Source organism: Pseudomonas sp. 1152_12, assembly GCF_052850675.1.
Genome location: NZ_VXCW01000011.1, coordinates 1 through 23,384 on the forward strand (window position 1 = coordinate 1; position 23,384 = coordinate 23,384).

Annotated in this window: 24 protein-coding genes and 1 pseudogene; 8 read left to right on the forward strand and 17 right to left on the reverse strand. The window is 58.3% G+C overall.

The window, feature by feature from the left end; genetic code table 11:
- From FW764_RS20460 to FW764_RS20470, 3 genes are all read left to right on the forward strand, one after another.
- Nucleotides 1-1,197 (forward strand): RHS repeat domain-containing protein (locus FW764_RS20460; protein WP_446435431.1); only part of this gene is annotated, 1,197 nt, incomplete at its 5' end.
- 32 nt (nucleotides 1,198-1,229) lie between these two features.
- Complete coding sequence (locus FW764_RS20465; protein WP_446435432.1) at nucleotides 1,230-1,526, forward strand: hypothetical protein; 297 nt, start codon at nucleotides 1,230-1,232, stop codon at nucleotides 1,524-1,526.
- Nucleotides 1,527-1,618: 92 nt separating this feature from the next.
- A complete protein-coding gene (locus FW764_RS20470) occupies nucleotides 1,619-1,954 on the forward strand; it encodes a hypothetical protein (protein ID WP_446435433.1) in 336 nt (111 codons plus the stop codon).
- A 7-nt stretch (nucleotides 1,955-1,961) separates the two neighbouring features.
- On the opposite strand, the gene FW764_RS20475 is transcribed toward FW764_RS20470, so the two are convergent.
- Nucleotides 1,962-2,399 (reverse strand): DUF3995 domain-containing protein, encoded by a 438-nt coding sequence (locus tag FW764_RS20475; protein WP_446435434.1) that lies wholly within the window; start codon nucleotides 2,397-2,399, stop codon nucleotides 1,962-1,964.
- Between the two features lie 93 nt (nucleotides 2,400-2,492).
- Here FW764_RS20475 and FW764_RS20480 point away from each other — a divergent pair, with 93 nt between their 5' ends.
- Together FW764_RS20480 and FW764_RS20485 are read left to right on the forward strand one after the other, a co-directional pair.
- Nucleotides 2,493-2,882 (forward strand): DUF2946 domain-containing protein, encoded by a 390-nt coding sequence (locus FW764_RS20480; RefSeq protein WP_414189117.1) that lies wholly within the window; start codon nucleotides 2,493-2,495, stop codon nucleotides 2,880-2,882.
- Between the two features lie 96 nt (nucleotides 2,883-2,978).
- On the forward strand, nucleotides 2,979-5,105 hold the full coding sequence (locus FW764_RS20485; RefSeq protein ID WP_446435435.1) for a TonB-dependent receptor: 2,127 nt from the start codon (nucleotides 2,979-2,981) through the stop codon (nucleotides 5,103-5,105).
- A 140-nt stretch (nucleotides 5,106-5,245) separates the two neighbouring features.
- On the opposite strand, the gene FW764_RS20490 is transcribed toward FW764_RS20485, so the two are convergent.
- A complete protein-coding gene (locus FW764_RS20490) occupies nucleotides 5,246-6,262 on the reverse strand; it encodes an ABC transporter substrate-binding protein (protein WP_446435436.1) in 1,017 nt (338 codons plus the stop codon).
- A 133-nt stretch (nucleotides 6,263-6,395) separates the two neighbouring features.
- Nucleotides 6,396-6,845, reverse strand: coding sequence for a hypothetical protein (locus FW764_RS20495; protein WP_446435437.1), 450 nt, complete (start codon nucleotides 6,843-6,845; stop codon nucleotides 6,396-6,398).
- Nucleotides 6,846-7,638: 793 nt separating this feature from the next.
- On the opposite strand from FW764_RS20495, the gene FW764_RS20500 reads away from it, so the two are divergent.
- Nucleotides 7,639-7,869, forward strand: coding sequence for a hypothetical protein (locus tag FW764_RS20500; RefSeq protein ID WP_446435438.1), 231 nt, complete (start codon nucleotides 7,639-7,641; stop codon nucleotides 7,867-7,869).
- A gap of 73 nt (nucleotides 7,870-7,942) precedes the next feature.
- The gene (locus tag FW764_RS20505) at nucleotides 7,943-8,179 is read left to right on the forward strand and encodes a DUF2789 domain-containing protein (protein ID WP_446435439.1); all 237 of its coding nucleotides are present in this window, start codon (nucleotides 7,943-7,945) and stop codon (nucleotides 8,177-8,179) included.
- 1 nt (nucleotide 8,180) lies between these two features.
- Here the strand turns inward: FW764_RS20505 and FW764_RS20510 are convergent, their stop codons facing one another.
- The 14 genes and pseudogenes from FW764_RS20510 to FW764_RS20575 form a co-directional block, all read right to left on the reverse strand.
- Nucleotides 8,181-8,384 carry a hypothetical protein gene (locus FW764_RS20510; protein ID WP_446435440.1) on the reverse strand — a complete coding sequence of 68 codons (204 nt, stop codon included), beginning with the start codon at nucleotides 8,382-8,384 and terminating at the stop codon, nucleotides 8,181-8,183.
- 115 nt (nucleotides 8,385-8,499) lie between these two features.
- A complete protein-coding gene (locus tag FW764_RS20515) occupies nucleotides 8,500-10,182 on the reverse strand; it encodes a methyl-accepting chemotaxis protein (RefSeq protein ID WP_446435441.1) in 1,683 nt (560 codons plus the stop codon).
- Between the two features lie 96 nt (nucleotides 10,183-10,278).
- Nucleotides 10,279-10,683: a TraR/DksA family transcriptional regulator gene (locus FW764_RS20520; RefSeq protein ID WP_010564800.1), complete on the reverse strand. Its 405-nt coding sequence runs from the start codon at nucleotides 10,681-10,683 to the stop codon at nucleotides 10,279-10,281.
- 349 nt (nucleotides 10,684-11,032) lie between these two features.
- The gene (locus FW764_RS20525) at nucleotides 11,033-12,055 is read right to left on the reverse strand and encodes an ABC transporter permease (RefSeq protein WP_083358077.1); all 1,023 of its coding nucleotides are present in this window, start codon (nucleotides 12,053-12,055) and stop codon (nucleotides 11,033-11,035) included.
- A gap of 58 nt (nucleotides 12,056-12,113) precedes the next feature.
- Entirely contained in the window at nucleotides 12,114-13,667 is a 1,554-nt protein-coding gene (locus FW764_RS20530) for a sugar ABC transporter ATP-binding protein (protein ID WP_446435442.1), read from the reverse strand.
- 63 nt (nucleotides 13,668-13,730) lie between these two features.
- Nucleotides 13,731-14,666 carry a sugar ABC transporter substrate-binding protein gene (locus FW764_RS20535; protein ID WP_446435443.1) on the reverse strand — a complete coding sequence of 312 codons (936 nt, stop codon included), beginning with the start codon at nucleotides 14,664-14,666 and terminating at the stop codon, nucleotides 13,731-13,733.
- Nucleotides 14,667-14,714: 48 nt separating this feature from the next.
- Nucleotides 14,715-14,894 (reverse strand): hypothetical protein, encoded by a 180-nt coding sequence (locus FW764_RS20540; RefSeq protein ID WP_446435444.1) that lies wholly within the window; start codon nucleotides 14,892-14,894, stop codon nucleotides 14,715-14,717.
- A 128-nt stretch (nucleotides 14,895-15,022) separates the two neighbouring features.
- Entirely contained in the window at nucleotides 15,023-16,051 is a 1,029-nt protein-coding gene (locus FW764_RS20545) for a Gfo/Idh/MocA family protein (RefSeq protein WP_446435445.1), read from the reverse strand.
- 154 nt (nucleotides 16,052-16,205) lie between these two features.
- On the reverse strand, nucleotides 16,206-17,216 hold the full coding sequence (locus FW764_RS20550) for a Gfo/Idh/MocA family protein (RefSeq protein WP_446435446.1): 1,011 nt from the start codon (nucleotides 17,214-17,216) through the stop codon (nucleotides 16,206-16,208).
- Between the two features lie 19 nt (nucleotides 17,217-17,235).
- On the reverse strand, nucleotides 17,236-19,167 hold the full coding sequence (gene iolD, locus FW764_RS20555; protein WP_446435447.1) for a 3D-(3,5/4)-trihydroxycyclohexane-1,2-dione acylhydrolase (decyclizing): 1,932 nt from the start codon (nucleotides 19,165-19,167) through the stop codon (nucleotides 17,236-17,238).
- A gap of 53 nt (nucleotides 19,168-19,220) precedes the next feature.
- Nucleotides 19,221-19,325: pseudogene (locus FW764_RS20560) on the reverse strand (TIM barrel protein); the annotation flags it as partial.
- Between the two features lie 46 nt (nucleotides 19,326-19,371).
- Complete coding sequence (iolB, locus tag FW764_RS20565) at nucleotides 19,372-20,160, reverse strand: 5-deoxy-glucuronate isomerase (protein WP_446435448.1); 789 nt, start codon at nucleotides 20,158-20,160, stop codon at nucleotides 19,372-19,374.
- The gene (gene iolE / locus FW764_RS20570) at nucleotides 20,160-21,050 is read right to left on the reverse strand and encodes a myo-inosose-2 dehydratase (RefSeq protein ID WP_446435449.1); all 891 of its coding nucleotides are present in this window, start codon (nucleotides 21,048-21,050) and stop codon (nucleotides 20,160-20,162) included. Before iolE ends, iolB begins: the two co-directional genes overlap by 1 nt.
- A 166-nt stretch (nucleotides 21,051-21,216) precedes the next feature.
- Nucleotides 21,217-23,154, reverse strand: a complete 1,938-nt coding sequence (locus FW764_RS20575) for a bifunctional 5-dehydro-2-deoxygluconokinase/5-dehydro-2-deoxyphosphogluconate aldolase (RefSeq protein WP_446435450.1) — start codon at nucleotides 23,152-23,154, stop codon at nucleotides 21,217-21,219.
- On the opposite strand from FW764_RS20575, the gene FW764_RS20580 reads away from it, so the two are divergent.
- Nucleotides 23,153-23,356, forward strand: coding sequence for a hypothetical protein (locus FW764_RS20580; protein ID WP_446435451.1), 204 nt, complete (start codon nucleotides 23,153-23,155; stop codon nucleotides 23,354-23,356). The genes FW764_RS20575 and FW764_RS20580 overlap by 2 nt on opposite strands.
- Nucleotides 23,357-23,384 lie beyond the last annotated feature (28 nt).

The window sequence follows — 23,384 nt, forward strand, 5'->3', positions numbered from 1 at the left end:
CGGGCCGACCACTCACAAGATGTGCAGGAACGCTTCGGCCACGACCCGGCCGGCAACCTGTTGATGCAGGATCGACCCGGCCCGGACATCGTTGCGGGTAACCGGTTAGTGATCCAAGGCGATCATCATTATGACTATGACGCCTTCGGCAACCTGATCCGCCAAAGGCGGGGTAAGGGCCATCAACTCGTTACCGAGTACCGCTACGACTGCCAGCATCGGCTGATCGGCATCACTCAACCCAACGGCCAAACCGCCAGCTACCGCTATGACCCGTTTGGTCGGCGGATCAGCAAAACCGTTGATGACATAACCACGGAGTTTTTCTGGCAAGGCGACAAGCTTATTGCGGAACATCACGCAGATCGCCACCGCAGTTACATCTACGAACCGGACAGCTTCCGTCCGCTGGCACTGCTGGAAGGCTTTGGTCCGAAAGAGACCAAGCCTTTCCACTACCAACTCGACCATCTCGGCACACCGCAGGAACTCACCGCCCCCGACGGCGAAATCGTCTGGTCCGCGCACTATCGCGCCTACGGCGAGGTCAGTCGCCTCGACATAAATAAAATCGACAACGCGCTACGCTTCCAAGGCCAATACTTCGACCCCGAAAGCGGGCTGCACTACAACCGCCATCGCTACTACAATCCAGATATTGGTCGCTACCTGACGCCCGACCCGGTGAAGCTGTCGGGTGGGATCAACGCGTACCAGTACGTGCCTAACCCTACGGGGTGGGTAGACCCGCTGGGTTTGAATACATGCCCAGGCGGAGACGGATGCAAGCCAGACTTGGTTGCCAACGACCCGGCAAAGCCTGCAAGAGTTGATGAAGGAGAAGCCGTATCACCAAAAGCTGCGGGAGCTCAGCGCGCGGCTAAATACTCTGCAAACTGGAAGAGCGCCGATTTGAGTGAAAGCGTAATTAAATTTGCTGGTACTGATCCAATCGTGACTACGACAGATAAAGGCAAAAGAATATATAAGAATCATCGCGATGGTATTGAGATTGTAGAGGACCTCAATGGAGGCTATTTCAGAATCTACGACCCCTCATTGCCGGGCTCAAGACGTTATTTAAGCCTTGATGGCGTGGTTCCTAATAACAAGACCTCTCCGACTGGAAAGCAAATGGGCAGGAGCCAAAGCGAATACAATGAAGTCACCCACTTTAATAAGGCCCCAAGTAAATGAAGACAATTTGCGTGCCACTCACGACAGAAGCAATGAAACTGCTAGACATAAACGACTGCCCCGACGTTCTACTTGAGAGTGCGGAGCTTACGGAAGAAGAATACCAACAATTTTTAGAGTCTGGCGCGTTAGAAAGCATAAATATTGAAGTTGGAAAGACAATCGATGAATATGAGGACGAAATCATAAGCACCCCTGAAGACCTAAGCAAAACCTTAAAAATATTGAAGACACACTTAAGACCTGAAAACTCAAAAACACTAAATAAATTGATCCACTTAAATGTATTGGCAATTAATAGAAATACAGGATTATTTTTCTTTTTTTAACTATTTAACCTTAAACCCGTCGTCATTTTCACCCAGCAAAATACAGTCATAGGAAAATTACCGATGTATTTTCAGGTCAGGACGTATTGCACGTGAGATTCCACTCACCCGTTGGAGGTGGCATTGCACTATGGAACGGAAGTGCGCCAAAAACCGGTGAGACCGTTGACGTAGAGTACGATTTAGACGAGGTTTTTTCATGGGGAAAAAACATCATGCCCTCATCGGAAAAAACCTCAAAAATCAACTTGATAGCCGACACTATCTATATAATCGCTGAACTAACCCCTAGTGCAGACAGGACCTGCGCAGCATTAAAACTCAGCGACTCAATAATCCTCATCGAACTCGAAGGACCGATCCCCCTAGAATCCGGATTTGTTGAGGTGAGAGCAGCCAGGATTCACCTCTACCCAACAAACATTTAACCCCACCTCACCCCCACGCCACCACCAACAACCCCACCCCCAACACCAAACACAACGGCGAATAAAAATACGTATCCAGCCGTGCAAACCTCGACCCACCGACCTTCTTGAAAAACCCCACCAACTCCGAATCCCCAATCGCCCTGGCGAACATCACCACGGCTATCGCACTGATCCCCCATTGCAACGCCCCATGGGACACCGGCGAAAAATACAGACCGGCCCGCAGGCAGACGAGCAGTGCTATCGCGACCAAGCCCATTGCGACCAGGAATGTGCCCAACGCTGAGGGCTTGAACGCTGGCCGGGGCCCGTGGGCGAATTCGCCGGGCAATTGCGGGATGGCGGCAAGGCTGCCGAGTTTGCCGCCGGCGGCCCAGTATAGGTGCACCATGCTGATGCAGGTGAAAACCCCAACGATCCATCGTGCGATGAAAAAGCTCATGGCGTGCGCTCCCTGAAAATGTGCGAGTGATGATAGTCGCCCTGAGATTTTTTGTGGGTATTTCGTCGGCGACTGATGGTAAAGTGCCGCCCCATGAAAATCGCTCGTGCCGACCGCTCGCTCATTGCTTGGATGCTTTATTGCTGCGTCCTGTTCAATGTGTTCGCCTGCAGTATCGGACATGGGCAGATGCTGGGGATGCAGCTCAACGGTATCAGCGGGCAGTTCTGTACGGTGGACCCGCGCACCCAGGCGCCCAAGCAGAGCAACTCCACGGATGAGAACCTGCCGACGCTGTCGAAGGCGTTCGGTTGCCCGCTGTGTTCAACCGGCGGCATGGGCCCGGCGCTGAGTTCCAGCCTGAATGTGGCGGTGTTGCCGCAACCCCATGCGCCGCCGCCGGCGGTGGTTCTCGCCGCTGATATCCCTGCCCGTTTCACCTGGCCCACGGCCAACCCGCGCGCGCCTCCCGCTTTCGCCTGATCCCTTCGCTTTCTGATCTGCACCGGCCAACGTTCCCATTGGGGAATACGCGCGGCTGTGCGTTGTTTTTCAAGCCAAGTTTTTCAGGATTCAACCATGAAACATTTACCCCTGTTGGCGGGCCTGTTCGGCTGCCTGCCTGTCTGTGGCTGGGCGCTCGAGTTGGCGCCAACTACCATCGATGGCGAACAAGCCGCAGAGCCTGGCCTGACCCTGGATCAATCCAGCGGCATGGCGTCGCGCCTCGGCCTGAGCGTACGGGAAACCCCGGCGTCGGTGGCCATCGCCACCCGTAACGATATCGAGCGCCATGGCGCGAAGACCTTCCGCGATGCGGCCAACACCTTGCCCGGCGTCAACGCCAGCGCGCCGCCGGGGTTTGGCGGTTTTGTGTCCTACCGTGGGTTTACCAGCAGCCAGATCACCCAGATGTTCAACGGCATCAACGTCGCCACCGGCTTGGCACGCCCAGTGGATGCGTGGATCTATGACCGGGTTGAACTGGTCGGCGGCCCCTCCTCCTTGATCAATGGCGCCGGCTCCGTGGGCGGTTCGCTGAATTACGTGACCAAGTTGGCCACGCGCGAGGAACAAGCTGCAGAAGGCCAGCTCACCTATGGCAGTTACGACACCGCCGGCATGGCCTTCGGCCTCAACCACGCGCTGACAGAACCGGGCGCCGAGGTGCAGCATTACGCGCGCCTGGACGTCAGCCGCAACACCAACCACAGCTATATCGACCGCGACCAGCGTGAGGCCTGGAGCCTGGCGTTTTCGTTGCTCAGTGACCTGACCCCCAACCTATCCCACACCTTGGCGCTGGAATACCAGGATGAACATGAAGACAGCCCGTACTGGGGCACGCCGGTGCTCAACCCCAAGGCCGGTGAGCTGAAGATCGACCGACACAACCGCTTCAACAACTACAATGTTGCCGATGGTCGATACGAACAGCGCACGGTCTGGGCACGTTCGATCATCGACTATCGAATCAGCGACAGCACCTCGCTGAAGAACACCCTCTATCACTTGGACAGCCAGCGCGATTACCGCAACCTGGAAACCTACCAGTACAACGCTGACAACAGCGCAGTGAACCGCTCGACGGCCTACCAAGTGCGCCATCAGGGCGAACAGAACGGCAACCAGTTCGAGTTGCGCCATGACGACACATTCTTCGGCCTGTCCACCACCTGGTCCGGCGGTTTTGAGTACAAGGTCAACAGCACCACCAGTTACCCGCTGAAACAACCGGGCAATAGCACCGTAGACCCGAACAACTACAACCCTGGGCACTTCTACGACATCCCCGGCACCAAACCCGGGCTTGTCAAGGACAAGACCAACGAAGTCACCACCAAAGCCTTGTTCGTGGAAAATCGCCTTGGCCTCACCGATAAATTGTCACTGCTCACCGGCCTGCGTTACGACGCTATCGACTTGGACGTAACCAACCACAGCAGAGTGACGGCCACCAACCCACGCCACTTCAAGCGCAGCTGGGAACCGGTGACCGGGCGTGTTGGACTGACCTACCAGTTCATCCCCTCGGCTAATGTGTATGTGCAATACAGCACGGCGGCCGAGCAGCCATCGACCACCACTCAAGTGTTCGACGTATCGACCGGTAAGCAGTGGGAGGTAGGCAGCAAGTTCGACTACCTGGACGGCCGCGGTTCGGCCACGGTCGCGGCCTACAAGATCGAGCGCAAGGATTTCGCCGTCACCGACCCACAGGACCCGAACAACAGCATCCCAGTGGGCGCGCAGTCGTCCAAGGGGATCGAGTTGGCCAGCTCATTGCGCATCACACCGAAACTGTTGGCGGAAGGTAACTTTGCCTGGGTGGATGCTGAGTACGACGACTTCAACGAGAAAATCGCCAGCGGCGCCGTGGTCTCGCGCAAGGGTAATACACCGACCAACGTGCCAAAACGCGTAGGCAACCTATGGCTGACCTATGACTTCACGTCAGATTGGCAAGGCGGCGTGGATGCGCGGTATGTCGCACAAGTGTATGCGGACAATGCCAACACCCTTACGGTGCCGGCCTACACGCTGTTCGGAACGTTCCTGCGCTACAGGGTCGACTCGCACACCTCGGTGACCGGCCGCGTGCGCAACCTGACGAATGAGGTGTATGCCGAGTTCGCGCATGTGTCGCCAGCGTATTACCTGGGGTCGCCGCGCACGTTTGAAGTGGCGGTTCAAACCAAGTTCTAAGCCTGCAATACAATCAAAAATGAGTCAGCGGGCTTACTCGCGAAAGCGGTGTGCCAGCCACTGGAGAGATTGGCTGAACCATCGCATTCGCGAGCAAGCCCGCGCACACTTTGATCGATGTCTTACCGTTAGATAGGCGCTTACTTCAAACTGGCCTCAACCTTCTGCGCCACATCCGCCGTCAACCACGTCTTCCACACGTCAGGGTGTTCCTTGAGAAACGCCTGGGCCACTTCCCGTGGCGCCGTGTGATTCTCGCTCATCGTCGCCAGAGCTTTGTTCAGCGGCTCGATTGGGAACTGAACCTTGGTGAAGAAGTCGGCGATCTGCGGGTGCTCCTGCTGGAAAGGCGTCGACACGCCAATGCTCAACTTGGACGCCAACGACCGTGTCGGCCTCGGGTTGGGGTTATCCGCGTCGGTCAGGGTTTTCCAGGCATCGGCGTCAAACGGTGGCTCTTCCAGCTGGATCAACTTGTAACGCCCCATCAAGGGCGTTGGCGACCAGTAGTAAAACAACACCGGTTTGCCCCGGCGGATCGACGATGCGATCTCAGCATCCAGGGCTGCGCCCGAGCCGCTGCGAAAGTTCACATAACTGTCGTCAAGGCCGTAAGCCTTGAGTTTCTGTTTGTTGACGACTTCCGAGGTCCAGCCGATCGGGCTGTTGAGAAAGCGCCCCTTGCCTGGGGATTCCGGATCCTTGAACACGTCCTTGTAGCGCGCCAGGTCCTTCACGCTTTTGAGGTCTGGCGCCAGAGGCTTGAGGCCTTTGGCGGGGTCGCCCTTGACCACATATTCCGGCACCCACCAACCTTCGGTAGCGCCCTTGACTGTATCGCCTAGGCCCACCACCTTGCCCTCGGCCTCGGCTTTGATCCAGACGGGACTACGGCCGGCCCATTCTTCGCCGATCACCTGAATGTCATTTTTTGCCAGGGCGGTTTCCAGGGTGATGGTGGTGCCGGGCAAGGTGTCGGTGGGCAGGTCATATCCCTTCTCGACGATAAAGCGCAGTACTTCAGTGATCAGGCTACCGCTTTCCCAGTTCAAGTCGGCGAAATGCACCGGCGCTTGCGCGGCCGATACAGGCCCTGAAGCCACTGACAGGCTCAAGGCCGTAAGTGACGCAGCCAACAGGGTTCTCAATCCTTTCATGCCTTTACACCTCGCGTTTTTCGCAGCCATAGCGGACGGCTTTGCTGCCAATGCGCGAAGCCTCTGAATAGTTAAGTCAACTCAACAGTAGTAGAGGTTCCGATAGAGCAAGAATACACGCGAGGTTTATCGACTATTCACTGGCCTTGAACGTCACCAGCTCACCCTTGCGCCACTTGGCGGCCTTGCCGGTCACGGCCTTGAGGGTCTTGGTCAGGCCTTCCTGCAATTGTTCGTTAGCGGCAAACACCAGCATCACACTGTGGCCTTCCTTGAACACGATGCCCTGGCCTTCGGCCGAAGAAACAAAGGCGTAATCGCCCAGACCATACACCGTCAACTTGATGTCACGGAACTTCAATTCGAACTTGCCACCCTCACGACTCGGCAACACCGAAGCACGAAAATGGTCGCCGACCTTGAGTTCCAGGTGCTGCTTGTCATCCACCACCATCGCCGATTCGGTGTCGATTTCGGCAATGTAGATGCCTTCCGGCGTCTGTTCAGTGATGTAAACGAAACGGCATTGAAACTGCTTGACCAACTTTGCGCGCAAATCACCCAGCACGAATAAAGCGTGCATATCCAGATTACTGACTGCCAAGGAAACGCCCCCACATCAAAAAGACAGCTGACCGCCGGAGCGGGCAGCACAAAAAAACGGCCCTGGGGCACGATCACACATTCGTTAAAAAACTGAAGAGAACCTGCTGCTGTGCCGTAACACTAGTACCCACATGCGCGATGGACCTTATGCAGGTCATCAGGTGCTACAGGAAATCACAGGTTCAACGACCCGAGAACACGGGCCGACCAGCTTCAGAGAATAACTCAATTAAAAACGCAGTTTCCGACAACCTACACATATCAAAATACTTGGCACGGAACCAGGGATCGGCTGCCGACGACAATACTAAAACAGCAACCGGGGTTAAAAGTACCCGAAACGCTGCTGGTGGATCAACAAGACCGATCGACAGGAGCCGACCATGCAACCAGCTCAACACCACGCTACGTCTTCCCGCACTCGTTCATCATGCCAAGACGAGCGCCAATACTACTGCCTGCCTGGCCCTAACGGGTACCGCAATTGCGTCCTTTACCAAGTTGTACCTGCCGGGCGGAATTTCTTTCATATCCTGGAAGTCACCAGCGGCCGGATCCGAGGCTTTCGCAGCAACCACACTCAGGCCTGTGAATTGGCCAAAAAGCTCGAAGCCCGCTTGCACACCGTACACGGCGGGATCGTTTCGTCATCTGCATGACTTTACTGCGCCGCCGCCCCTCAACAACTGCCATACTCGCCCGTCGATTGAAGTTTGCCCCGCGCAGGGTCAGGTTTCATCAGTGCGGTTACCTTGAAGGGAAGGCTATACGTGACGGAATTTGATATTGGCGAATTTTTCATCCATGGCGATGCAAGGGAAGTAAACGGTGAGTTTCAAGCGGTGATCCTCATGCGGGCTAAACCGCCGCTGGCTACAGTGACAACGCACCAGGTGGAAAAGGATCGCTGGTTCAAAACTGCCGACGCCGCCGCAATGGCAGCAAAGGATGCCGCCAAGGCGCTGAAAACCGCTGTGGATTCAGGCGCACTCAATTCCTGACAATCCGATAGAACTCTGCCGCTTCCTGCGCCTCACATGCACAACGACCATCACCTTGCATGGAGAACGAAAAATGGACGCGCCAATCCCCACTCTTGAAACCCTGTTTGAACAACTTGGCCTGGATTCAACGCCCCAAGCAATCGACGCATTCATCGACGCGCACCCGCTGACTGAAGAAGTGAAGTTGATCGACGCACCTTTTTGGACGCCGCAACAGGCGGCGTTTCTTAAAGAAGAATTGCGCGAAGATGCCGAATGGGCGATTGCCGTGGACGAGTTGAACCAACGCCTGCATCAATCTCAATAACTCAATGCACGCTGGCTGACGGCTCCAGGCACAACAGCGCCTGCCAGGCCGCTCTGCACTCCTGCGCTTCATCGCGGCTGGCGAAAGCCGTGCCGCGTTGCTCGCCATTGAGCAGCACAACCCAGCAAGCTTTCTGGCCCAAGGCACGCAAGGTTTCAGGGACGCCACTGCCAATCATCACGGCAATATCGACTTTGTTTTGCATAGCGCTTCTCCGCAACATTAGTTAGCTGACTAACAATGTGGGCCATGCTACGGTCTTCTACCCGTAGGAAAAAGCTATCCCCGGAATAGCTCTGTTGCACAAACAGCAATAATTGCTACCGCGCAGGCTTTGCCCCCTGCGGTTTATAACCCAAGCGTAACCCACCCCAATGCCGATCATTGACCATGATCGGAACAGACAAGTCGTGCATCAACTCACCGGTATCTCGGGTGTAGGTCTGCAACAGCACCGCTTGTTGATGGCTGCCGCAACGAATGCCTGTACGGTCGTCGAACTTGCGCTTGGTGCGGTTCTGCACCGCGTCGATCTGCGCATCGCCGGTGAGGGCCTGAGAAAAAGCCTTGTTGTGCGTCGGCACATAGCCCTGAGGAGTGCAGGCTATGGCAAACACAAGCCCTTCATGGCGCGGTAACAACGCTTCCTGGATCGCCGGTAAAACCTGATCGGTGTAGCCGTCAAACCGCGTGTGATATTTGCTCGGGCTGGTTTTCGGGATCGCGGTGTAGCTACGGTCGAACAAGTCCTCCAGGCTGATACGGCTTTGCCGTACATCGGCCTCGAACTGTTCGGCAATGCGGTTTGCGCCTTCACGGGCCAAGTCATAGATGCGCTGGTGGTAGTCGTCCAGTCCCACCTCGGCCAAGCGCTCGCTGATGGTTTCGGCCTGCCCTTCCATTTGTACGGCGGCTTCGGCCAGTTGGCGGGTTTGCTGATCGCTCACGGTCAAGTCGCTGCGCATCTGCTCCACCGCATGGAACAGGCTGTCGAGTTGCGCACGGTTGGTGTCGGTGCCCTGGGCGATTTCGTTGACCTGCCCCTCCACATCCGCGGCCAGGCTGGCGATACTCTCCAGTTGTTCCCCGGCATGTTCCACCTGCTCGACGCCGGTGTGCAACTCCGCCGACAACTGGCGAATCTGCTCCACGACCTGCGCCGTGCGCTGCTGGATATCGGCGACCATCACCCCGACCTCATCGGTCGCCGTAGCCGTACGTCCGGCCAGGCCGCGCACTTCATCGGCAACCACGGCAAACCCGCGCCCGTGCTCACCGGCACGCGCCGCTTCAATAGCGGCGTTCAATGCAAGCAGATTGGTCTGGCTGGCGATGGATTGAATCACCAAGGTTACGCGCTGGATTTCCTCGCTGCGCTGGCTCAACGCCTCGATCAACTCACGACTGGCATTTGCGCGCTGGCTGAGTTTGTGCATCCGGATAATCGATTGGGCCAACACTTCGCGCCCTTCGGTGCTGCGTTGGTGCGCCTGACTGGCCGCGCCTAGGGCTTGGCGGCTGAGCTGCGAGGTGACCGTTTCAGTGCCAATCATGATTTCGGCGCTGCTGACGATTTGCTTGGCCGCAGTTAACTGCGACTGCAAACGCGCCGCCAGTTGCTTGACCGAATAGGCCACGCCGGCAGCAGAAAGCGCGTTATGACTGGTTGTATAGGAAAGGTCGCGGGTCAACTCGCCCATCGAATCGCTAGCCTGGGCAGGCAGCCCACGCGGCGCACGCCCCTTAAGGGTGGGTAGCCAGATCACCAGCAAAGCCAGTGGCACGCACAGGTAAATCGGCAAGCCGGCAAACGCCAGGCCCAGCAGTACCAACACCAGGGCGGTGCTCTGCAGGAGCGGCGTCAACCAGCCGGGCAGCACGCGCACCACCGTTTGCGGTGACGCTGCTGCACCCATCAGAGATCCGTCTCCAGCCATCGTCGTAACCCCACTGTTTGTCGTTATTGTGTCTGCATTAAACGCCACTATCGGGCCATTATCCATCGGCCTTTAGTGGGGGAGCTTGCAGCAGATCAATAGACGTGGGCGTAACTGGTATTTCTCTTGGGCGCTGCATGCACAACGCCCAACTTCAGCACATCAGGCTTGACGCTGGTGCTTGTCGATCTGCTCGTGGCGCTCTTGCGCTTCGATGCAGTACTTGGTGGTCGGGCTGATCAGCAGGCGTTTGAGGCCGATAGGCTCACCGCTGTCGTCGCACCAGCCAAAAGAATCTTCCTTGATGCGCTCCAGGGCACGCTCAAGCTGCGGCAGCATGCGCTGGTCGCGATCGATGGCATTGACCAACCAAGTGCGCTCTTCTTCTACCGAAGCAGCATCAGCCGGGTCAGCCGGTGTATCCAGGCTTTCAATGGCGATGCGGTTTTGTTCGATGCGCTCGTGGTGTTCCACTTTCATGTCTTGCAGCAACTGCTCAAAAAAAGCGTGCTGTTCGGCATTCATGTAGTCATCCGCCGGCATGGCCAGCAACTTTTCCTTTGTCATTGATTTCTCTATAAAAAATACGTGCATTAAGGCGAATAAGGGAGCGTTCCGGCAGACCTCTGCTGGCCTCGGAAAGGCGCCGTCCATTTCAAGCGCCACCCGGCACTCAATTTACGAGGGGCGGCAGTCTAAGGCCGACTTGAGGGCTCAGCAACTGAAATGACAGGCATTTTTTCCCAATTAACCCCCAAAGGCACCAGGACGGGCTTGGCGAATGGTCATCGGAGTGCGTTTATAGCAAGAAATTCAGTCTTATGGAGCTATATAGAAGACAAACGGTTAGAACTCATAGGCGAATTTCAAATGTGGGAGGGCTTGCTCCCTCCCACCTTCCTGCGCTGCGCCAGGCTTAACGTTTGAGTTTGCGCTTATTGCGATACTGGTCGATCACCACCGCGATTACGATGATCAGGCCCTTAATGATGTCCTGGATGTACGCATCCACGCCAACAAAGGTAAACCCGCTGGCCATCACGCCGAGGATCAACGCGCCGATCACGGTGCCAGTGATGCGCCCTACGCCGCCCGCCAAGCTGGTGCCGCCGATAACAGCCGCAGCGATCGCATCCAGTTCATAGGACATACCCATGCCGGCCTGGCCAGTCGCAGCCCGTGCCGAGGCGACCACGCCCGCCAAACCCGCCAGCAAGCCGGCGATGCTATAGACGATGATCAAGTGGCGCTTGACGTTGATGCCCGACGTGCGCGCCGCCTGCATGTTGCCGCCGATGGCGTAGGTGTACTTGCCGTACTTGGTGTAGCGCAGGGCGATATGGAAGATTACTGCCACCACCAGGAAGATGATCACTGGCATCGCGCCATGGCCGATGGCGGTGTAGGAATCCGAGAGCATGCTGACTGGCTGACCTTCGGTGTAGTAACGCGCCAGGCCACGGGCCGAAACCATCATGCCCAACGTTGCAATGAACGGCGGGATACCGGTAACGGCGATGATACTGCCGTTAATGGCCCCCGCCAGCAGCCCTACACCCAGGCCCATCGCCACCGGAATCCATACCGGCAAATCCGTCAGACTGGGAAACACCGCTCGGGAAAAATCGGAAGTCTGCGCCAGACTCGCGGCGATCATCGCCGATAACGCCAGTACCGAGCCCGACGACAGGTCGATACCCGTGGTAATGATCACCTGTGTCACACCAATCGCCAGCAGGCCGATAATCGACACTTGCAGGATCATCAGTACCAGGCGCTGGGCATTCATCAGGAAACTCTGGTCGCGCACGATCCAGCCGAACAGTTCAAATACCAGGCCGATGCCGATCAGCACCAGGAAGATGCTCAGTTCGGTGGGTAAGCGCCTGCGGTGCTTGACCGGTGCTGTGGCAGGCTTGTTGTCTGTTATTGCGTTCATTGCCGATCACCTTCTTATTCTGTGGCACAGGCCAACCGCCGGCCCATGCTGCTGTTCGTCAGTGGACTACGGTCAACCCGGAGGCCAGATGCATGACTTTTTCCTGGGTCGCATCTGCGCGATCCAGGGTGCCCATCAGTTCGCCCTCATGCATCACCATCACTCGGTCGCTCATGCCCAGCACTTCGGGCAGTTCGGAGGAAATCATGATCACCGCCATGCCTTCGCTGGCGAGGAAGGAGATCAAGCGATAGATCTCGGCCTTGGCGCCGACGTCGATGCCTCGGGTCGGCTCATCCAGAATCAGCAGGCGTGGGTTGGTCATCAGCCAGCGCGCCAGCAGGGCTTTTTGCTGGTTACCACCGGACAAGGTGTCGATGCATTGCTCCAGTGACGGCGTTTTCACCCGCAGTTTCTTGCACATGTCCTCGCACAGGGCGCGCAGGGCTTTTTGCTGGATAAAGCCTTTACCCGAATAATGCGGCAGCACCGCCATTTCCATGTTCTCCAGTACCGACAGGCACGGGAACAGGCCGCTGAGCTTGCGATCCTCAGTCAGCAGCGCAAACCCTTTCTCGATGGCCATATGCGGGTCGCTGATGCGCACCGGCTTGCCGTCGAGGGTGATCTGCCCGCCAGAGCTTGGGGTGATGCCGAAGATGGTTTCGGCCACATTGGTACGGCCCGAGCCCATCAACCCGGCGATGCCGAGGATTTCACCGGCGTGCAGGTCGAAGGACACGTCCTTGAACACGCCATCCAGGCGCAGGTCGCGCACCGACAGCAGCAACTCGCCAATGGGCGTCTCACGTACCGGGAACAGCTGGCTCAGTTCACGGCCAACCATCATCGAAATCAGGCTGTCGCTGTTCATGCTGTCGGCGCGTTGCAAACCGATGTACTGGCCGTCACGGAACACCGCCACTTCATCGGCGATCGCGAACACTTCGTTCATTTTGTGGGTGATGTAGACGATGCCTTTGCCCTGGGACTTGAGGTCGGCAATGATCGAAAACAGGTGGGCCACTTCCTTCTCGGTAATGGCCGACGTGGGTTCATCCATGATCAGGATGTCGGAGTCGTAAGACACTGCCTTGGCAATCTCGACCATCTGCCGTTCGGCGATGCTCAGGTTGCCGACGTGTTCCTCAGGGTCCAGGTTGATGCGCAAGCGCGCCAACAACTCAGCCGTGCAGCGGTGCATTTCACGGTGGTTGACCATGTGCAGGCTGTTGAGCTGCTCGCGGCCGATCCAGATATTTTCGGCGATGCTCATGTGCGGCATCAGGTTAAGTTCCTGGTGGATCATCGCGATCCCCGCCTTTTGCGCCGCCAGCGGCGTTTCAAACACAATCGGCTTGCCGCGCAGGCGAATTTCCCCGGCGTCAGGCTGATAGATGCCGGCGATGATCTTCATCAGCGTTGATTTACCCGCACCGTTCTCACCCATCAGCGCCAGCACGGAACCGGGGCGTACGCGCAGTTGCACATCGGCCAGAGCCACGACGCCAGGAAAGCCTTTGCTGATGTTGAGGATTTCCAGCAGGTAGGGTGCTTCCAGCGACGGCGGCTGGATACCGGGAGGCTGCGAGACAATCGCTTGAGCAAGCATATCGGGTACTCCATCAGCAGGGCGACCGTGGCCGCCCTGCCCGCTTATTGTTGTTATGAAGGGCTACTTGAAGTCTTTGACATTGTCCGGGGTGATCAGCTTGAACGGAATAATTACGTTCTGTTCGACCGGCTCGTGCTTGGCCATCTTGCGCGCCGCTTCCACTGAACCGACTGCCTGGCCTTTCGCGTCCTGGAACGCCGACGCGGCCATGTCGCCCTTGGCAATCGCATTCAAACCGTCCGGCGTACCGTCGACCCCGGCGATCAACACCGTGCCAGGCTTGGTGCCCGCCGACTTCAAGGCCATCGACGCACCGATGGCCATCTCATCGTTGTTGGCCAGCACTGCATTGAATTCACGGCCTTGGGTCAGCCAGTCGTTGACCAGGGTCATGCCCCGGTCACGTAGCCAGGTGCCGGTCTGTTCCTGTTCGATGGTGATGCCCGGGTATTTGGCCAGGACCTCTTTCACGCCCTTGGTGCGGTTGGTGGTGGAGTTGTTCGCCAGGTCACCCAGCAGGATCACAATCTTGCCTTTGCCGCCGAGTTTGTCGGCGATGTATTGCATTTGCAGGCGACCGGCCTCGACGTCATCGGAGGTCACCGCCACCACATCTTTAGGCAAGTCTTTCTGGTCGGGACGGCGGTTGACGAACACCAGCGGAATGCCGGCCTTGGTCGCCGCAGCGATGATGTTCTTGGTCGAGGCTGTGTCCACCGGGTTGACGATAATCGCGTCGACCTTCTGGCTGATAAAATTCTCGACCTGGCTCAGTTGCTTGACCACGTCGGCGCGGGCGTCTTCAAACTGCAATTGAACACCGTCGCCCTTGGGATAGGACTGGGCTTGCTTGTCCATGTCTTCGCGCAGGTAGGTCAGGAAGGTGTCATCGAAGGCGGACATGGTCACGCCCACCTTGATATCGGCAGCCGCGGCAAAACCGCTGGCGAGCAGCATGGACAGGGCCAGCGCGGTGAAACGGATCGGGGTCTTCATGAACGGTCTGTCTCCAATTTCTTGTTGGTTTTGTGGACGTTGCGTTTTTCAGAGCGAAGAGGTCGGTAATCGCACGATCGGTGCCCCCGGGATACAGCACACCAAGGCGCCTTTATTTTCGACGCAGAGCACATTAAGGAAGGAGAAATAAAACGGCCGGGCGCGGGGCAGACCGCGTGGCGCTGTGGAGGGGCGTAAAACTCGCAGTACAGCGTTGAAGATTTTCATCTGACGGTACCTGGTTGTTTTTGATCTTGTTTTTGTTGAGTCGCCTGGATCAAGCCCGAGACGTACTTTTTGCAACCTGGAAAAGACTTTATTGGAAAATAATTTCCATATCAACTTGTTTTAGAATTTTATTCTATTTTTGTCGAAACCACCTGTTGCCGCTCGTTGCTAAGGCGTGCGGCGTCCAATATACGGGTGGTTTCCAGCGCGTCATAGGCGCTGACCGGCAGCGGCCCCTGCCCTTGCACAGCGCGTTGCAACTGCCGATAAAACTGCGTCCAGCAGCCTTTTTCCGAGGGCACTCGTTCGCGCTCCGCGCCTTGTTCAAACCAACCCCAGCGCCGATGTTCTTCCGCACCCCAATGCTCGCCTTCGGTTTTCGGCGATTTGCCGGCTATCAGCGCATCCTCCTGGCCATCCAGACCTTCCACGGTGTAACAACCGAGGGTGCCACTGACGCGAAAACGCGGGGCCTGGCTGTTTTGCAGCGCATTGCCCCACAGGTGCGAAATCACGCCGTTGGCGTGGGTCAGCGAAACAAAAAAACCGTGGTCGAGGGTCGGGTATTCCGGGCTGAACTGCAGTTGTGCGAACACCCGCTCCACCGGGCCGAACAACTGCATCGCCTGGTCCACCAGATGGCTGCCAAGGTCACGCAGCCAGCCGCCGCCGCTGGCATTACCCACGGCGTGCGGGCTGAAGCGCTCAACACGCGATTCAAAGCGGGTGATCTGGCCCAGGGCACCGGCGTCGATCAGTTTGCGCAAGGTCAGAAAATCCGAGTCCCAACGTCGGTTCTGGTAGACGCAAAGCTTCACGCCTTGACGTTCGGCAGCGGTTATCAGCGCCTGGGCCTGTTCGGCATTGCTGGCGAAAGGTTTGTCGCTGACCACCGCGACCCCATGTTCGATGGCTTCCAGTACCAAGGCCGGGCGGCCTTTGAGGGTGGTGGAAATCACCAAGGCATCCACGCCGGCTTCGACGATTTGGCCGATGGAGTCGAAGGCCTTTACACCTGGGAGGTCAGTGCTCAGTTGCTGGCGGCGTTCCGGTGAACGCGTCACCACGCCGACAAACGTCGCGCCTGGCAGCGTTGCAATCAATGGTGCGTGAAAGAAGCGGCCGCCATGGCCGTAGCCGACTAGTCCAATTCGCATACATACACTCCTTCTAGAACTGACAACCCAATCAAATGTGGGAGCTGGCTTGACTGCAATAGCAGTGTGTCAGTCAATGAACCCGTCACTGAAAGACTGCTATCGCAGGCAAGCCAGCTCCCACGCTGACTGCATTCCACCTGTCCAAATATGATTAGCCGTAGAAGCGTGGGCGATCCGGCAAGCTCACCTTGACGATCTGCTCACTGCTCTGCGCTTGGATACACGCATCCGCCGCGACCGCTGCGGCGAAACCATCCCACGCTGACGGCCCACCCACTTGCCCGGCGCGCACGCTGTCGATGAAGGCCTGCAACTCGACGTCATAGGCGCCGATAAACCGGTCCTTCCAATCCATCAGAATCGCATTCGACAGCTTGGCCCCGCTGCGCAGCTGCACCTGCGAAGGCTCCGGCAGTTTGGCGATGCCGGTCTCCCCCACCACTTCGCACTGAATGTCGTAACCGTACTGGCAGTTCACAAACACCTCCACATCGATGCGCGTGCCCTTGGCGGTTTCCAGCAGCACGATCTGCGGATCGCGCAGGTGCGCCAAGGCCTTGCTCGACTTGCGCGGGAACACCACCTGCACCGACACGTAGTCGTCGTTAAGCAACCAGCGCAACACATCCAGTTCGTGGATCAAGGTGTCGGTGATGGCCATGTCGGTCTTATAGTTCTCGCCTACCGTCGGGTTGCGGTGCGCGCAGTGCAGCATCAGCGGCTCGCCGATCTGGCCGCTGTCGATCACCGCCTTGAGGGCGCGATAGCCTTCGTCATACGGGCGCATGAAGCCCACTTGCACCAGGCGCTTGCCATAGGCGACTTCGGCGTCGACGATCTTGCGGCAGCCCGCGGCCGTCACAGCCAACGGTTTTTCGCAGAACACCGGCTTGCCGGCGGCGATGGCGGCGAGCACGAACTCCTCGTGGCTCGGGCCCCAGGAGGTGACCAAAATGGCCTCGACTTGCGGCGAGTTAATCAACGCATGGCCGTCCGCGTACACCTCGGCGGTGAGTTTCAAGTCAGCCACGACCTTGGCGGCTTGCTCAAGGTTGATGTCGGTCACCGCCACCACTTGGCTGTTGAGCAAGGTCTGGCTGCAACGACGAATATGGTCACGGCCGATCGCGCCGGTACCGATAACACCCAGCTTCAACGACATACATTCACTCCTCTTGTTATTAGTACTGCCGGGCTTTCGCCAGCTGTTCATTGAGTTTTTTCGCAGCGGCATTCGTGCGCTCGCTGGTCGACACCTGGGCCACACCCACCCGCCACCACGACAGGTAGCCGTGGATCATGGTCTTGGGCAGCACCTTAATGTCGATCAGCGTCGACACCGTCTGCGTGCGTGCATCGGCCAGCGCCGCTTCGAGTTGCTCCACGCTGCTGACTTTGTAGGTCTTGCAGCCATAGGCCGCCGCACTCATGGCGAAATCCACCGGTACCAGGCCGCCGTCGAGCTTGCCGCTCTCGGGGTTGCGATAACGGAACTCCGTGCCGAAGCTGTCCATGCCGTTGCCGATCTGCAGGTTATTGATACAACCGAAGGCCATGTTGTCGAGCAACACCACATTGATCTTGCGCCGCTCCTGGATCGAGGTGGCCAGTTCCGAATGCAGCATCATGTAGGAGCCATCGCCGACCAAGGCGTAAACCTCCTTAGACGGTTCGGCCAGCTTCACACCCAGGGCCGCATTGATCTCGTAGCCCATGCAGGAATAGCCATATTCGACGTGGTAGGTATTGACGCCTTTACTGCGCCAGCTGCGTTGCAAGTCGCCGGGCAGGCTGCCGGCGGCGGCGACGATGATCGCATCGTCGGCCAACGTGCTGTTGAGCACGCCGAGTACGCGGCTTTGGGTCAGGCACGAGCCGGTCAGCTCGATAAATTCGCGCAATACGGCGCGGTCCAGGTGGTCATCGACCTCGGGCACAAAGTCGTCACCCTGGTATTGAACCTGATGCACGCGGTCCACTTCCGCATCCAACTGCGCCTTGGCGTCGCGGATCTGCTCGCCCCAACCGGCACGGTAATCACCCAAGGCATCGGCCAGCGCTTGGAGGGCAACCTGCGCGTCCGCCAGCACTTGTACACCGTCGAGTTTCAGGGCGTCGCAAGGGCTGATGTTCAGGTTGAGAAACTTCACCTCAGGGTGCTTGAACAGTGACTTTGATGAGGTGGTGAAGTCGGTGTAACGCGTGCCGATACCGATGATTAGGTCCGCTTCGGGCGCCAGCAGGTTGGCCGCCAGGCAGCCGGTCTCGCCGACGCCACCCAGGTTCAGCGGATGGCTGGACACCACCGCGCTCTTGCCTGCCTGGGTTTCGGCGAAGGGAATATCAAAGCGCTCGGCAAAGGCCTGCAGCGCGGCATTCGCGCCGGAATACTTAACCCCGCCGCCACAGATGATCAGCGGCTTGCGTTTGCCCCGGAAGGCGGCCACCGCGTCACCGATCATCGCTTTGGTCGCCGGACGCCGCTCAATACGGTGCACACGTTTCTGCAGAAAATAGTCAGGATAGTCCCAGGCTTCGGCCTGCACATCCTGCGGCAAGGCCAAGGTAACGGCGCCGGTTTCCGCCGGGTCGGTGAGTACGCGCATGGCGTGGATCGCCGCCGTCATCAGTTGCTCGGGGCGGTTGATACGGTCCCAGTATTTGCTCACGGAACGGAAGGCATCGTTGGTGCTGATGCTCAGGTCATGAAACTGCTCAATCTGCTGCAGCACCGGGTCAGGCTGGCGGCTGGCGTAGACATCGCCGGGCAACAGCAATAACGGAATACGGTTGGCGGTGGCGGTTGCAGCGGCGGTGAGCATATTCGCCGCACCTGGGCCTACGGAGGCGGTGCACGCGTAGATCTTGCGGCGCAGGTGCTGCTTGGCAAAGCCGATGGCGGCGTGGGCCATGCCCTGCTCATTGCGGCCTTGATGCACCACCAGGTCGCCGCTGTCCTGCTCCAACGCCTGGCCCAGGCCGAGCACGTTGCCGTGACCGAAAATGGTAAAAACCCCGGCGACAAACTTGCTCTGCACGCCATCGACTTCGATGTATTGGTTATCCAGAAACTTCACCAGGGCCTGGGCCATGGTCAATCGTGTTGTGGTCATGTTCGCACCTTGTATGAATGCAAATCTGTCGATCAACCACAGGTTGATCGGCGTCAGGCTCGAGAATTCTGTAAGTGGGCGATACTTGCGCCAATCGCGTGCTGAATATCCGCCAGCACCTGCACGCTTTCGGCAAACGGTTCAAACGACAAGTAGCCGGCTGAGCGAGGCGACTTCATCGTTATTGCTCTCCATTCCAACCGCTTAGAGGTCCAGCAGCCAGCTGTGCTGCGGGTCGTTGTGGAAATGCCAGGCGCGCTTGGGGCCGGCCATTACGTTCAAGTAATACGACTCGTAGCCATACGGCACGCTGACCGGGTGATATCCCTTGGGCACCACCACCAGGTCGCTGTTTTCCACGGCCATGGCCTGGTCGATGCTGCGGTCGTCGGTGTACACGCGTTGGAACACGAAGCCCTGGGGCGGGTTGACCTGGTGGTAATAGGTTTCTTCAAGAAAGCTCTGGTACGGCAGGTCGTCGGTGTCGTGCTTGTGCGGCGGGTAGCTCGAGGAGTGGCCCGACGGCGTGCGCACTTCCACCACCAACAGCGAATGGGCCGGCTCGCTGTCGGGCAGGATGTCGCACACATAACGGGTGTTGGCGCCCTTGCCGCGCACGCTGCGTTTACACTGTTCGGGGCGGATCAGGCGCGGTTCGAAACCCGGCGCACCGGGCGCGGCGCAAACGGCGATTTGCACGTCGCTCAAGGCCGTGATTTGCGCGTCGGTGCCTGGCGGCAGATAGGCGGCGAAGGGTGATTTGTCTTCGAATACCGACTGGCGATCACCAAGGTTCTGCCAGTTGAACCCCTCGCCTTCGATAGTCACCCGGCCGCTGAGCAGCACCAGGCACAACTCCTGATCACCGGCCGTGACCGGCAGGGTTTCGCCCAGGCTCAGGCGGTAGGCGGCAAAGCCGACGTATTCCAAGCGCCCTTCTTCCAAGGCGACCATGGTTTGCCCGCGTTTGCTGCTTTTGACCAACAAGCTCATCACTTAGTCCTCTCGTTGAGCAGCGCGCGCAAGGTGTCATAGCCCTTTTTCGCATAGATATAACTGGGCGCCACGGCCGGGTCCTGCTCGGCTTCGACCACCAGCCAACCTTCGTACTGGGCGGCCAGCAGCACATCGAGCAACTCGGCAAAGTCGATATCGCCGTCGCCAGGCACGGTGAAGGTGCCGTTGACAATGCAGTCGGGAAAGCTCCACATCTGGTTGCGCGCCAGCTGCACCACCGATTTGCGCACGTCCTTGAAATGCACGTGGCAGATACGTTCGATGTGTTTGCGCAGTACCTTGATGGGCTCACCGCCACCCATGTAGCAGTGGCCCGAATCGAACAGCAAGCCCACTTCCGGGCCCGTTCGCCTCATAAGTTGGTCAATGTCTTCGGGGGATTCGACGTAGGCGCCCATATGATGGTGATAGGCCAGGCGCACGCCTTGGGACAGGGTGAAGCGCGCCAACTCAGTGAGTTTGTCGGCGTAGTCCTGCCAGGCGTGTTCACTGTGAAAACGCGGGCGTTCGATCAGGCGCACATTGGAGCCTTGAATCGAATCGGCGACTTCGCCGTAGACCAACACCTTGGCGCCGTTGAGTTTCAGCAGTTCGACGTGGCCCGCGATGGCCTCGATTTCTTGCGCCACCGAGCGCCGCGCCAGGCGGCTGGAATACCAGCCGGAGACCAACGCCAGGTCATAGGGGCGCAGCACATCGCCGACGCCTTTGGCGTCCTTGGGGAATTTGCCGTTGAGCTCAAAACCTTCGTAGCCGATCTCCTTGCCTTCGCCAAGGGCCGTGCTCAGAGGCGTTTCACCGCCCAGGGCCGGCAGGTCGTCGTTGCTCCAGGAGATCGGGTTGATGCCAATTCGGATTGCGGGCATGGCTGCACCTTTTTGTTGTATTTCAGCTATCACTGAGATCTGGCTTTATGTGAGAGCTGGCTTGCCTGCGATAGCATCACATCGGCTTGGCAGGTGGAACGAGTCGCCTGCATCGCGGGCAAGCCCGGCTCCCACATTTGATTGCATTTCAAGTTAAAGACTGTGTTCAGGTTCGGGCGCTACGCCAGGCGTTGATGAGCTGTTCGAATGTACCCTGCACCTGCTGGATCAGGGTTTCATCATCAATTTCCCCCGCCATCCACGCGCGGCTGGGTTCCTGGAAGATCGTGCGGCCAACGGCGAAACCTCGGCAGGTAGTGCTCTTACTGGCTTGCTGGAAGCCGTCGGCGAGAAACTCGGCCGAGGCGTTCAGGCCCAGCAGCACCACGCCACGGCAGTACGGGTCGCGCTCCTGGATCAGTTCGTCGAGCTTTTTCCAATCCTCGGCCGACTGCGCCTCGATCTTCCACCACGCCGGGTAGATACCCAGGTTGTACAAGCGCTTAAGGCTGCGATAGAGCACATCGGGATAGGTCGAGGGGTGATCCTTGGGCGGGATGACTTCCAGCAGCAGCTCATGGCCGCTGACCACCGACGCTTCGTACACCGCTTTCAGTTGCGCTTCCTGCTCCAGGCGCAACATTGGCTCGTCATCGGGGTGATATTGCACCAGGCACTTGATGATTTGCTCCTGGGGCCAGGCGGTCAAATTGCTGCCCACCGAACGGCCGTGCTCGAACGCCAGCGGCCGTGAGTTCTGCACCTCTACCGGGCGGGCGATCCACCAGCCGCGACCACTGGCGGCGTTGAGCGCGTCCTGACCAAAGCGCTGGTCGGCCAACAGGCCCACATCGGCTTCGACACCTTGCTCGCGCAGTTTGCACTCGACGCGTTCGATGGCTTGGATAAACAGCTGCTTGATGTCGCTGATGCAGGCTGGGTCCCGGCCGCCTTTTTGCGCCAGGTCCACCAGTTGCCAGCGGTGATCAAAGGCAAACACAAACAGCTGCTTCCAGGCTTTGCGCGGCACCGTGACACGGTGCAGGCGTTGCAGGGTGACGTCTTGATCGGGTCGGGTAATGGGCACCGGGCTGTTGAACAAGTAATCCAATTCGGCAGGCGTGGGCATGGCCGGTGCGCAGGCGTGGCGGGATACCACCAGGCCGCCGCAGGCATTGGCCAACTGGCTGCAACGTTCGTCGTTGGCATCCTTGAGCCAGCCGCTGAGGAAGCCCGACATGAATGCATCGCCGGCCCCCAGCACGTTAAGCACTTCAACGCGCACGCCGGGGTAGATTGCGCCGTCTTCCAAGCGCGCCGCAATTGCGCCGTGGATCACCGTGCAGCCCTGCGGGCCGAGCTTGACCACCAGGGTAGCCGGGGTCAGCTCACGTACGGTGCGCAGCGCGGTAAGCAAATTCTCACTGCCGCCGGCGATTAAAAACTCTTCTTCGGTGCCGACGATCAGGTCAAAGCGCGGCAAAATTTTCTGCACGTGCTGGCTGACGTTCTGGTCGGCGACAAACCGCGTTTCGCCATCTGCCTTGCCCGCCAGGCCCCACAGCACCGGGCGGTAGTCGATATCGAGCACGCGCTTGACGTTGTGCTTGGCCGCGTAATCCAGGGCTTGAATGCTGGCCTTGTACACGCCGTCGGTGGAGAAATGCGTGCCGGTGATCAGTAAGGCTTTACTGGAGGCAATAAAGGCTTCGCTGATGTCTTCGGCGCGCAAGGCCATATCGGCGCAGTTTTCGCGGTAGAACACCAGCGGGAAGGTTTCGCGGTCCTTGAGGCCCAACAGCACCAACGCGGTGAGGCGTTCCGGATCGACCTTGATGCCGCTGACATCGCAGCCTTCGCGGGCCAGGGATTCCACCAGGAAACGGCCCATATGGTCGTCCCCTACCCGGCTCAGCATCGCTGACTTGAGCCCCAACCGCGCGGTGCCGAAGGCGATATTGGCGGAGGACCCGCCGAGGTACTTGGCGAAGCTGGACACGTCCTCAAGCCGCGCACCAACTTGCTGCGCATATAGGTCGACGCCCAAGCGCCCGAGGCAAATCAGATCCAATTGACGCCCACTGGCAAAACGAGTCTGGCCCATGCTGGCTCCTGTTATTTTTATCAGCCTACGTGGTGCCGCCGTGGTGACGGCACACGCTCTTGGTGAGAGCAGACTAGAACGTCCGGCGGCCGCAATCAATATTTATTCCATAATTATTTTTAGTGGAATATTTTTTCCAATACGCCAGCATAATGGCATGCCAGCAGTCCTGCATCGTTTCAGCTGGCGACTTGCACCGTGATGCCAAGGTATTTTTTTGCGCCTACCCT

Bases quoted from the DNA above. Each gene is read 5' to 3' on its own strand.
- FW764_RS20550 (WP_446435446.1), bottom strand. From the start codon at position 17,216: ATGTCGTTGAAGCTGGGTGTTATCGGTACCGGCGCGATCGGCCGTGAC.
- FW764_RS20505 (WP_446435439.1), top strand. From the start codon at position 7,943: ATGGACGCGCCAATCCCCACTCTTGAAACCCTGTTTGAACAACTTGGC.
- iolE (WP_446435449.1), bottom strand. From the start codon at position 21,050: ATGCCCGCAATCCGAATTGGCATCAACCCGATCTCCTGGAGCAACGAC.
- FW764_RS20535 (WP_446435443.1), bottom strand. From the start codon at position 14,666: ATGAAGACCCCGATCCGTTTCACCGCGCTGGCCCTGTCCATGCTGCTC.
- FW764_RS20485 (WP_446435435.1), top strand. From the start codon at position 2,979: ATGAAACATTTACCCCTGTTGGCGGGCCTGTTCGGCTGCCTGCCTGTC.
- FW764_RS20580 (WP_446435451.1), top strand. From the start codon at position 23,153: ATGCTGGCTCCTGTTATTTTTATCAGCCTACGTGGTGCCGCCGTGGTG.
- iolB (WP_446435448.1), bottom strand. From the start codon at position 20,160: ATGAGCTTGTTGGTCAAAAGCAGCAAACGCGGGCAAACCATGGTCGCC.
- FW764_RS20525 (WP_083358077.1), bottom strand. From the start codon at position 12,055: ATGAACGCAATAACAGACAACAAGCCTGCCACAGCACCGGTCAAGCAC.
- FW764_RS20495 (WP_446435437.1), bottom strand. From the start codon at position 6,845: ATGCACGCTTTATTCGTGCTGGGTGATTTGCGCGCAAAGTTGGTCAAG.
- FW764_RS20515 (WP_446435441.1), bottom strand. From the start codon at position 10,182: ATGGATAATGGCCCGATAGTGGCGTTTAATGCAGACACAATAACGACA.
- FW764_RS20510 (WP_446435440.1), bottom strand. From the start codon at position 8,384: ATGCAAAACAAAGTCGATATTGCCGTGATGATTGGCAGTGGCGTCCCT.
- FW764_RS20520 (WP_010564800.1), bottom strand. From the start codon at position 10,683: ATGACAAAGGAAAAGTTGCTGGCCATGCCGGCGGATGACTACATGAAT.
- FW764_RS20545 (WP_446435445.1), bottom strand. From the start codon at position 16,051: ATGCGAATTGGACTAGTCGGCTACGGCCATGGCGGCCGCTTCTTTCAC.
- FW764_RS20465 (WP_446435432.1), top strand. From the start codon at position 1,230: ATGAAACTGCTAGACATAAACGACTGCCCCGACGTTCTACTTGAGAGT.
- FW764_RS20530 (WP_446435442.1), bottom strand. From the start codon at position 13,667: ATGCTTGCTCAAGCGATTGTCTCGCAGCCTCCCGGTATCCAGCCGCCG.
- FW764_RS20475 (WP_446435434.1), bottom strand. From the start codon at position 2,399: ATGAGCTTTTTCATCGCACGATGGATCGTTGGGGTTTTCACCTGCATC.
- FW764_RS20575 (WP_446435450.1), bottom strand. From the start codon at position 23,154: ATGGGCCAGACTCGTTTTGCCAGTGGGCGTCAATTGGATCTGATTTGC.
- FW764_RS20540 (WP_446435444.1), bottom strand. From the start codon at position 14,894: ATGAAAATCTTCAACGCTGTACTGCGAGTTTTACGCCCCTCCACAGCG.
- iolD (WP_446435447.1), bottom strand. From the start codon at position 19,167: ATGACCACAACACGATTGACCATGGCCCAGGCCCTGGTGAAGTTTCTG.
- FW764_RS20490 (WP_446435436.1), bottom strand. From the start codon at position 6,262: ATGAAAGGATTGAGAACCCTGTTGGCTGCGTCACTTACGGCCTTGAGC.
- FW764_RS20480 (WP_414189117.1), top strand. From the start codon at position 2,493: ATGAAAATCGCTCGTGCCGACCGCTCGCTCATTGCTTGGATGCTTTAT.